The following is a 9,619-nucleotide window of genomic DNA, read 5'->3' on the forward strand; positions in this document are numbered from 1 at the left end:
GCGGCCATGTCGAGGACGACCGGACGCTCCTGGCCGCGGCAGTCGATGACCGCCGCACTGCAAGTGACGTGACCGGGGAGCGTGGCACGGCTGGCGGGGTCGGCGGCGCCGTCCAGGAGGGACAACAGCCCGGCTAGGGATTCCCGCTCGTCCGGGTGCCGGGCCAGGTAAGCCTCGGCGGTCTCGCGGATGTGGGAACGGGCGAGCGGCACGTCAGCACCTCGGGACGGCGTAGGAGGAGTGGGGTCGTCCGCGGCCGTGGGGGCGGCTGCTTCGGCGGGGCATAGTGATGTGGCGCCGGGGTCGCTCATGCGGGGGCCTCGCGCTTCGCGCCGTTCGGCTCGGACGTGATCTGACAGGACAGCAACTGCTGGAATAAGCCGGGCTGTTGGGCAAGTTGGGCGTAGGAGCCCTCCTGGACGATCCTGCCTTCGTCGAGGACCACGATCCGATCGGCGATGGCGACACTGGTGATGCGGTGGGTCACGAGCAGCACTGCCCGGTCCTGGGCGAGGTTCCGCAGCCGCTGGAAGATGCGGTACTCGGCGCGGGGATCCAGGTTCGCCGTCGGCTCGTCGAGGACCAGCAGACCGGCCTGACGGAAGAACGCTCTCGCCAGGGCGATGCGCTGCCATTGGCCGCCGCTGAGTTCCTCCCCGTTGAGCCACTCGCGGGCCAGGAGGGTATCCAGGCCGGCGCCGAGCTTGTCGACGACTTCGTCGGCGTCGGCTGCCTGGCATGCCTCGCGGACCGCCGTGTCGCCGTGCGCGGTGGGCTGTCCCTGGGTCACGTTCTCGCGCACGGTCAGTGGCCAGTGTGCGTAGTCCTGCGGAACGAGGGCGACCTGTTGCCACAGCGCCTGCGGGTCGGAGTCGCTGGTGGGGACGCCGTCCCACAGGACCTGGCCTTCGGTGGGCAGGTAGAGGCCGCTGACGAGCTTCGACAGCGTCGACTTCCCGGAGCCATTGAAACCCACCAGCGCGGTAACCTCGCCGCGGCGCAAGGTGAGCGAAACGTCGGACAGCGCGTCGTGGCGCTTGCCGGCGTACCGGTGGGTGACCGACTTGACCTCGATCACCTTCGGCGGCTCTGGGCGGTGCGGGCCCCGGCGCATACGGTAGCCGCCGGCCTTGTCCAGGAAGCCGCTCCAGTCGTCCATGTATAGCCCGGTCCGCACGGCGCGCGCACCGATGGCCACCAGACCGCGAACCGACATGCCCACCGTCTGCAGGGCGAAGACAGCCGTTCCGGCATGCCCGACGGTGATACGGCCGGTCGCAAGCAGCCAGACGACCGCCGCCCACACCACCGCCGACCCCAGCCCTCCGCACATCGCGCCGGCCAGGGACATCCGGGCGCCCTTGTCGGCGGCGGCCCGGTCCTCGCGGTTGATCCGGGCGACCGTCTGCCGGTAGCGGGCGGACAGGAAACCGGCCATGGTGCCGGCGCGGATCTGGTCGGCGGCCTCCTTGTTGTAGATGTGCCAGCGCAGCACCGACAGCATGCGGCTGTCGCCGTTGCTGCGCAGGTTCGCCAGGTAGCGCACCCGCGCGGCGCTGACCTGAGCCAGGGCCTGCGGCAGGCTGGCTGCAATGAGGAGTGGGAGGAGGACCCAGTGCACGCCGGCCAGCACGATCGCCCCGGCGACGAAGCTGGCGCCCGAGCCGATCAGATCCTGGCCTTCGTTGATCAGGTCGCCCGTGACCTGGGCCCCGCGGTCGGCGGCTTCGCGGTCACGGTTGAAGTCGGGCTCGTCGTAGGCGCACAACTCGACCTCGGCGCAGCCGGTGAGGAGCATCTGCTCGGCCTCGCGTGACATCAGCGGACCCAGCCGGGAGGACAGCCAGTTGACGGTGATTCCCAGGAGCGCGCGCACGCCAGCTGCGCCGGCGAGCAGGGCGACGGAAGGCCACGCCTGAAGGAGCCGGTGGTAGACGTCTCCGCTGCGCAGCAGGGCGGTCAGGGTGCCGGAGATGGCGACCAGGCCCAGGGCCTGCATCACGCCGGTGATGGTTTGGCACAGCAGGAGGCCGACGGTAGCTCGCCGGTCGACGCGCCAGGCGAGTGCCAGCGAGCGGTGTACCAGTTGCGGCAGGCGGCGGGCCATGTCGCGCATCCGAATCGAGCGGCCGGCTGCCTCGCGGCTGCCGGTCAGGTCGACGTACCGCAACTGCGGGTCGGGCGCAGGCGTGCGCGCGGTGCCGTCCGGGGCGGGCGCTACGGCAGACGGCGCGGTGGAGGGCCCTGCGGCGGTGGCGCGCGGTCCCGGAACACTGTCGGCCGATGCATCAGTGGGCTCACTCATGCCGCCCACCCCGTATCCGAACGTGCTGAGCTGAGCTTGCCGTCAACGTTGTGCGTGACCACGCCGGGCCGCCGTTCGATTCCAGGAGGCTGCTGCAAGGGGGCAGGGTTGGGGTGCATGGCGTGTCCTCCGTCTGGGCGTCGGTGTGGCACTGATGCTCTAAAAACGCGCTGGATCTGGTCCCGTCACGGCCCGATCGGAGGGCATTTGGTGAACACGAGTTCCCATGCCGGGCGTGGGGCGTGCGGGCTCTGGGCGGGCGCGGCTCAAACTCGTTCGATCAGGGCGGTTCACTCCTTCAGGGAGTTGTGAACAGCACGGACCGGGCCGCGGCGAGGGATGTCGGCGGGCCATGCGGCGGGTGTTCAGATCAGGATGTCCAACGGTGCCCGTGGTCGCGGGGTCGTGGGGGCCTTCGAAGAAGTCGCCGCTGTCGACGATCAGGATGGTGGAGCGGGCGTGGTGCAGCGTGGCGATCAGCTGCGGTGCGCGGTCGAGAGTGGAGTGGAAGTCGGTGGTGGCGGTGATGACGGCCTTCGCCCGGGCCAGTGTGCGTGGCGGGGGTGTCATAAGGGTCTCCGTCCGTGTGGGAGGGCGGTTCCCGGCGCCGGGTCGGGCCAGCTGCGTACGGCGGCGGTCAGGATGTGGCGGGCTTCGGTGGCGAAGGTGTGCAGCCCTCGGGCGGTGGCTGTGATGACGATGGCGGCGGCATCGGTGACGGTGCAGATGCGCATCAGTTCACGCTCGGCCTGGTCCGGTTCACGGCCGTAGCCCTGGTAGAACGCGGTGCGCAGGTCCGGGCGGTGGTGCAGGGTGCGCTGGGTGATCCGCAGGAAGTCCCGGCCGACGGCTTCGTAGCGGCTGGTTTCGAAGTCGATGACGCCCGCTTCGGTGTCCCACAGGATGTTGCGGCTGGTGAAGTCGAGATGCGATGGCTGCGCTTGCTGCGGGGGAAGGGTTTCCAGTAGGTGCAGTGCCTCGTCGAGGACCGTGAGGTCGGTGCCGGTCAAAGGGCTGGTGCTGTCGGTCATTTGACTGCGGATGTACGCAGCGCGGTCGGGGCCGAACGACGGCAGGGCGGTGCGGGGCGCTGTGTGGTGGAAGCGGGCAAGCAGAGCGCCGGCCTGCCCATAGGCGTGGCGCTCCTGTCGCGGTGTGAGGGTGAAGGACCGCAGGGGGCGCCCGGCGACCGCGGTCATCAGCAGGAGCTGCGCGTCCTCGTCGGCGTCGAGTAGTTGGGGTGCGCTCGGGCCGAGCGCCGGGGCCCAGCGGGAGAGGGCCGTGTGCTCTCGCTGGAAGCTGTCGGTGCTGGTGTTGCCTTTGAGGATCATGTGGCGTCCGTCGGTGGCCCGGAGGCGGAGCGCCGTGGTGGGCGTGCCGGGCCAGCTGTGGTCGGCGACGACCTCGGCCGACCCGGTCATCCGGGCTATCGCGGCGCTGTTCACGGGCGGCGCAGGAGAGTGAGGGCCTGGGCGGCGACCTGGTCGGGGGTGAGCGTGGTGGTGTCGATCACGTCGGCCCGCTCGCCCATCCAGGACGCGTAGGCCTGCTCGTAGTCGTCGAGCTTGCGGCGCCGGAACGCGCGAACCTTCTCGCTGCGCTCCTCGCTGTCGGGGAACTCCAAGCTGCCCTCGATGCGGGCCCGGATGGTGTCGGAGTCGGCGTGCAGGAGGAGGTGGCGCACCTCGACGTTGCTCTTGGCCAGGGCCTCGAAGATCTCCTCGGCGTACTCGCGGCGCAGCAGCGTCATCGGCGCGATGACTGGCCCGCCCTGGGTGAAGCGGTCCAGCTCCGCGCAGACGTCGGCGACCAGTTTGCGCCACATCGGGTAGTCCTGGAAGTCCTTCTGCCTTCTGGGGTGGTCGCCGATGCTCTTGCGCAGGAGGAAGCCGACCTCCTCGGGGTCGGTGATCAGGCTGTGGGTGAGCTGCTGGTGGAGCAGTGCGGCGGTGGTGCTCTTGCCGCCGCCGAAGGGCCCGTTGAGCCAGATGATCATGTGCTTGTCTCTCTCGTGTTCGTCGGCATTGCCAGCTGGCCTGCTCGGCCTGGCGAAGTGCGGTTACTGCTGGTGGTTGGTGTTGCTGTGGTGCGGCAGGAGGGGGAGTCGCTGCTGGTGGTAGGCGACGTGGAAGCGGTCCGTGTGCACGACCCACAGCCGGTCCAGTTCCAAGAGCGGGTCCTTGGGCAGGGTGAGGGTGATCGTGTGCCGGCCCGGGGTGGCGGTCAGAGCAGCGTGATCGTACGAGCCGCGCTGGGTGGAGCGGGACCGCAGATGGACGGCGAACAGACCCCGGGCCTGTTCGGGGAAGGCGACGTGGATGTCGGCGGGTTGACTCGGGAACAGGGCTGGTGGGACGTCGATGTCGAGGGGGTGCAGGGTCGGCGGGAGGCTGAGGGCGGGCCCGCACTTGGGGCATCGCAGGGTGCGCCGGTCGGTGAGGCCGAGCGGGCTGGTCAGGTGCTCGAACTCCCGGGGCGCGCGGCAGTATCCGCAAGCGGGGGCGGGAGACCAGTGCGATGTGTGGTGATGGGCGCGGGAGGCGACGAGCTGGCGGGAGAATGCGCCGCCGCGGGTGCGGTTGAGGATCTCGAGGACGGCGTGCCCCCAGTTCCGGCTCCGCTCCTCGACGCGCTCCTCCCACGTTTCGTCCGGCGTGCGGGCGGCGGCCAGAAGCATGTCCAGGGCCGCCTGGCGGTGGGAGGTCATCTCCTCCACGCAGGCGGACAGGTCCGCATCGGGGCGCCGGTCAAGGGAGGCATACAGCCCGTGTTCGAGGGCTTCGGCGTCGGCCAGCCGTACCCGCCAGTTGCCCAGTGCTTCGGCGTCGGCGGGCACGCGGCCGGCTGCGGGGGCCGGCGGGGCGGGCGGCGCGAGCGCACCGTCGGGCATGTGGAGTTGTTGTTCGGGGTCACCAAGCAGGATCGCGGAGGGGCCACGGACGCCTCGGCGCCGACCGTGGGCGTCCAGCAGTGTGGCGAGCTGGCCGAGCCGGGCGCCGGAGTGCAGGCTCGCGGCGGTCAGGCGGGGTTCGTGGCCGCTGGTGTCCAGGTCGCCGCGCAGCAGTCCGAGGACCGCTTGAGGGTGGCCCTCGATGGCGTCGAGGGCGAGGCTCACGTCTGAGGGGTACTGCTCGGCCTCGCCCAGGGTGATCGCGTTGCACACGAACAAGCCCAGGACGCGGGCACGCAGATCGTGCGGGGCGAGGGGGCGGGTGCGGCTGGCCGGGTCGGTCTTGCAGGTCGTGGGCGTGCACCCGCTGGCCAGTGGTTTCCCGTCGGGGCCGTGCTCGGCCGCTCCGCTGAGCCCGCACAGGGTCACGGTGCCGAGAGAGGCGTGCGCGGCGGAGCCGTGGGCGTCTACCAACAGGCTGTCCCACGGGCTGGCCAGGACTTCGGTCAGGGTGCTGCGCTGGTCCGGGTGCCCGGCGCGGAGCACGTGGGTCAGTCCGGTGGTGCCGTCCAGGAGAGCGGTGTGCGCAGGTCCGGGCTGGGCGGGGTGGCGGGCGAGGAGTTTGGCCGCGGCGAAGGTGCAGGCAGCGTCGTCGCGGCCGGTGAGTGCCCCGGCGAGGGTGTTCTGCCGGGCCAGTGCGTCCAGGAGCGGCATCAGGACGCTCAGGGTGAGCGCGCGTGAGCGGGCGACGACGAGGACGCTGCCGCCGTGGGGCTCAAGGGCGGCGGGGTCGTGGAGCAGGGCGGGGTCAGGCTTCCCAGACTGCTGGGGCGGTGGCTGGGGCAGTGGACACGGTGTCGGCTCCTGGTGCTCGTCGGCTCCGATACCGGGCACTTTCCGCCGAACTCAGGGGTTCGGTGATGCCATGGATCCGCCGTAGGATCCGCGGCCGCCTGTGTGGATACTGATCACCATGCGCATTGACTTCGATCCTGCTGAGATGTCCCGCAACGCGTTCTACAAGCTGCTGACTGCGACGGTGGTGCCGCGGCCGATTGCCTGGGTGTCCACGGTCTCGGCGGACGGGGTTCAGAACCTCGCACCGCACTCGTTCTTCACGATTGCCAGTGTGGCGCCGCCCGTTGTGCAGTTCAGCTCGGTGGGGCGGAAGGACACTCTGCGCAATATCGAAGCGACCGGGCAGTTTGTGGTGAATTTTGCGTCGGAGTCACTTTTTGAGCAGATCAATGACACCGGTACCGATTTCCCGCACGGCGTGAGCGAGTTCGAGGCCGTCGGGATCGAATCCGAGCCGAGTCTGCGGGTGAAGCCGCTGCGGGTGGCGGCGTCGCCGGTGGCGCTGGAGTGCGAGGTGCACACGACGATCGGGATCGGGGACTCCACGATCGTGTTCGGGCGGGTGGTGCATGCGGTGGTGTCGGACGACGTCCTGGCCGACGGGCATCCCGAGGTCACCAAGCTCAAGCCGTTGTCGCGGTTGGGCAAGGACGAGTGGGCCACGCTCGGCGAGGTGCGGGAGCTGCCGCGTATCCGGCACGCGGACTGGCGGGGGCCGGCGAGCGACCGGTAGCGGGGGAGGGCAGGGAGCCGGTCAGCGAGGCTCCGGAAGTTTTAAGACGCTTCTTGCGGCGCCTGCTTCCGGCGCGCCGCGAGGTTGGAGAGTCTGTGGCCTGCTGGCTGACCGACTGGCTGACTGAGCGGAGTTGCTGTGACTGCTGGTGGTGCTGTTTCGGTGTCTGACGGGGCGAAGGCTGTCGGGGCGGCGGAGGCATCTCCGTTGAGTCGGCGGTCCGCGGTCCGGGCGGTGGCCGCCGCGGCGGTCGCGGGGCCGGTGGTGTCGGCGGCGTACGGGTCGGGGACCGCGTACGCCGCCGATGACGGGCCGGCGCTGCGCGTGATGACGTTCAATCTGCGGTACGCCTCGGACGTCCGCCCGCACTCCTGGGCCGAGCGCCGGCCTGTGATGCGGAGCCTGCTGCGCCGCGCGGCTCCGCAGCTGCTCGGCACGCAGGAGGGGCTGTACGGGCAGCTCCGCGATATCGCGGAAGATCTCGGGGAGCACTACGACTGGGTGGGGACGGGGCGGGCCGGCGGCAGCAAGGACGAGTTCGCGGCAGTCTTCTACGACGTGCGGCGGCTCGCACCGGTTGAGTACGACCACTTCTGGCTGTCCGATACGCCGTATCTGATCGGGTCGGCGACCTGGGGGAACACCGTCATCCGGATGGTGACGTGGGTGCGCTTCCGCGATCTGCGCAACGGGAGCGAGTTCTACGCGCTCAACACCCATCTCGATCATGCACATCAGTACGCGCGGGAGCGGTCCGCCGGTCTGATCACCGAACGGCTCCACGGACTGGACGCCGCACTGCCGCGGATCGTCACGGGTGACTTCAACGTCGCCGCGCACAAGAATCCGGTGTACGAGGCGATGCTGGACGGCGGGGCGCTCGTCGACAGCTGGGACACGGCCGAGCGGCGCAGCGCGCAGTACGCCACCTTCCACGGATACCAGCCGCTGGTGCGGGACGGGGACCGGATCGACTGGATCCTGACCTCGCCCGGGGTGCGGACCCGCCGCGCGGCGATCAACACGTACTCCGCGCACGGTCAGTTTCCGAGCGATCACCTGCCGGTGCAGGCATGGGTCGAGTGGTGAGCGGCGACGCGTCCTACGACGTTTCCTGGCGGGGAGGCAGCACCTCCTGGCGGGGAGCTCCGCCGCGGACCTGAAGGTTGTCGAGGAGTTCCCGGGTCGCGGCCGTCACGGCGTCCACGGCGTGATCGAACACCTCGCGGTTGTGCGCGGCGGGCGCACGGAAGCCGGAGACCTTGCGGACGTACTGCAAGGCGGCGGCGCGGATGTCCTCATCCGTGACCTCGGGAGTGGTGGGCGGACGGAGCGTCTTGATGCTGCGGCACATGAGTCCAGTGTGCCTCGGGGGTCTGACAACGACGACGGGATCGGCTGATCCCACCGTCCGCCGGATCAGCCGACGGGGTCAGCCGAGGGGGTCAGTCGCCGGGATCAGCCGGGGAGGCCGGTCACCCGCATGGTGATGTTGAGGCGGCCGCTGGTCAGGCCGGTTGCCGGGTCGCCGGAACCGGGGTGCACCTTGGGCACGCCGTGGTACGCGAAGCGGGACGCTCCGCCGAAGACGAACAGATCGCCGGACGCCAGCTCGACATCGGTGTAGGGCTTGGTGCGCGTCTCGGTGTTGCCGAAGCGGAAGACGCAGGTGTCGCCGATGCTGAGGGAGACCACCGGTGCGGCCGAGCGTTCCTCCTTGTCCTGGTGCATGCCGAGCTTCGCCTGACCGTCGTAGAAGTTGATCAGTGCGGTGTCCGGGGTGTAGCCGTCGCCCGCGCCCGCGTCCTGATGCGCCTCGACCAGCGCGCGGCGGCCCAGCTCCACCATCCAGGAGGGAAATGCCGCCACCCGGGCACCGTTCACATCGTCGGCGGTACGGGTGTACGCATACGGCTGCCAGTGCCAGCCGATGCACACCGTCTGCACGGACATCACCCCACCGCGCGGGAGCTTGGTGTGCCGGATCGGGGCCGGCCCCCGCGCCCAGCCACGGCAGGCAGTGACCAGCTCGCGCTGCTGTGTCAGTGACAGCCAGCCGGGAACGTGGACGGCACCGGGGGCGATCTCCCGGCGGGCTGGAAGGGGAGCGGCAGGGGCGGTGCGGGGCGCGGGGTGCAACGCGGAGTCCCTGGATGTCCCGCTGTCCCCGGGCTTCCCGCTGTCCCCGGAGGCCATGTTGTCCGCGACGCTCCCGAAGTCCTCGAAGCCGGGAAGTGGCGTGCTCATCTGCTCCTGCCTCATCGCGCTCGCTACCTCTTTACAGCGTGCCACGTCATGGGGCGTCGGACGCCGGGGGCGGCAGGTGCCGGACGAGCCAGCCGCGGTCGATGGTCCAGACCCCGCCGGCGGCCGTGACGCCGCGCATGCCCTGCAACGCGGCGGGGCCGGTCAGAGCGGGGAGACGGGAGTCGCCGAGCGCGGCGAAGCCGTACGTGCGGGCCGGGTCCCAGGTGGTGTCCTGGCGGAGCCGGCGACTCATCTGAGCCCAGCCGAGCGTGGCCGCGGCCACGACCCAGGCGTCCGGTTCCCAGGCGGCGAACCGGTTGGCCGGCCGTAGCCAGGACGCGGCGGTCTCCGGCCAGTCCACCGTGGCGAGGACCGTCCGCTCCTCCGCCGCGGACCACGCCGCGACGAACGCCGCCGCGGACGCACGCGAGGCCGCGTCCCGGCTGTGTCCGACAACCACTGTGCCGATGCGGGGCCGGGCTGCGGTCAACAGGCCCAGCAGAGCGGTGAGTTCGGCGTCGGTGTGGGGAGTGGGGGAGGGGAGGGCGCCGTCGCCGTACGTGGAGGCCGCGTCGTGGGGGACGAG

Annotated in this window: 9 protein-coding genes; 2 read left to right on the top strand and 7 right to left on the bottom strand. The window is 70.6% G+C overall.

Features of this window, described 5'->3' with window-relative positions:
• Window positions 1-307 precede the first annotated feature (307 nt).
• The 4 genes from OO62_RS30865 to OO62_RS30880 all read right to left on the bottom strand — a co-directional run bounded on the left by OO62_RS30865 (window position 308) and on the right by OO62_RS30880 (window position 6,089).
• Window positions 308-2,170, bottom strand: a complete 1,863-nt coding sequence (locus OO62_RS30865) for an ABC transporter ATP-binding protein (protein ID WP_033270942.1) — start codon at window positions 2,168-2,170, stop codon at window positions 308-310.
• Between the two features lie 701 nt (window positions 2,171-2,871).
• On the bottom strand, window positions 2,872-3,726 hold the full coding sequence (locus OO62_RS30870; protein WP_051733751.1) for an aminoglycoside phosphotransferase family protein: 855 nt from the start codon (window positions 3,724-3,726) through the stop codon (window positions 2,872-2,874).
• Between the two features lie 20 nt (window positions 3,727-3,746).
• Complete coding sequence (locus OO62_RS30875) at window positions 3,747-4,301, bottom strand: AAA family ATPase (protein ID WP_033270944.1); 555 nt, start codon at window positions 4,299-4,301, stop codon at window positions 3,747-3,749.
• 63 nt (window positions 4,302-4,364) lie between these two features.
• Window positions 4,365-6,089 carry a hypothetical protein gene (locus OO62_RS30880; RefSeq protein ID WP_157850176.1) on the bottom strand — a complete coding sequence of 575 codons (1,725 nt, stop codon included), beginning with the start codon at window positions 6,087-6,089 and terminating at the stop codon, window positions 4,365-4,367.
• A gap of 79 nt (window positions 6,090-6,168) precedes the next feature.
• Between OO62_RS30880 and OO62_RS30885 the strand changes: the two genes are divergently transcribed.
• The gene (locus OO62_RS30885; RefSeq protein ID WP_033270962.1) at window positions 6,169-6,786 is read left to right on the top strand and encodes a flavin reductase family protein; all 618 of its coding nucleotides are present in this window, start codon (window positions 6,169-6,171) and stop codon (window positions 6,784-6,786) included.
• 207 nt (window positions 6,787-6,993) lie between these two features.
• Entirely contained in the window at window positions 6,994-7,875 is an 882-nt protein-coding gene (locus OO62_RS30890) for an endonuclease/exonuclease/phosphatase family protein (protein ID WP_033270946.1), read from the top strand.
• A gap of 13 nt (window positions 7,876-7,888) precedes the next feature.
• On the opposite strand, the gene OO62_RS30895 is transcribed toward OO62_RS30890, so the two are convergent.
• The 3 genes from OO62_RS30895 to OO62_RS30905 all read right to left on the bottom strand — a co-directional run.
• Window positions 7,889-8,140, bottom strand: coding sequence for a DUF2277 domain-containing protein (locus tag OO62_RS30895; protein WP_033270947.1), 252 nt, complete (start codon window positions 8,138-8,140; stop codon window positions 7,889-7,891).
• A gap of 104 nt (window positions 8,141-8,244) precedes the next feature.
• Complete coding sequence (locus OO62_RS30900) at window positions 8,245-9,033, bottom strand: alpha-ketoglutarate-dependent dioxygenase AlkB family protein (protein ID WP_228332347.1); 789 nt, start codon at window positions 9,031-9,033, stop codon at window positions 8,245-8,247.
• A gap of 46 nt (window positions 9,034-9,079) precedes the next feature.
• The coding region (locus tag OO62_RS30905) for a hypothetical protein (protein WP_051733753.1) at window positions 9,080-9,619 on the bottom strand (540 nt) is incomplete at its 5' end.

It is taken from the genome of Streptomyces lydicus (assembly GCF_000717345.1).
Lineage (GTDB): Bacteria > Actinomycetota > Actinomycetes > Streptomycetales > Streptomycetaceae > Streptomyces > Streptomyces lydicus.

What these genes read in the sequence shown, in the direction of transcription:
- OO62_RS30885 (WP_033270962.1), top strand. Translation starts at nt 6,169, where the DNA reads ATGCGCATTGACTTCGATCCTGCTGAGATGTCCCGCAACGCGTTCTAC.
- OO62_RS30870 (WP_051733751.1), bottom strand. Translation starts at nt 3,726, where the DNA reads ATGACCGGGTCGGCCGAGGTCGTCGCCGACCACAGCTGGCCCGGCACG.
- OO62_RS30900 (WP_228332347.1), bottom strand. Translation starts at nt 9,033, where the DNA reads ATGAGCACGCCACTTCCCGGCTTCGAGGACTTCGGGAGCGTCGCGGAC.
- OO62_RS30875 (WP_033270944.1), bottom strand. Translation starts at nt 4,301, where the DNA reads ATGATCATCTGGCTCAACGGGCCCTTCGGCGGCGGCAAGAGCACCACC.
- OO62_RS30895 (WP_033270947.1), bottom strand. Translation starts at nt 8,140, where the DNA reads ATGTGCCGCAGCATCAAGACGCTCCGTCCGCCCACCACTCCCGAGGTC.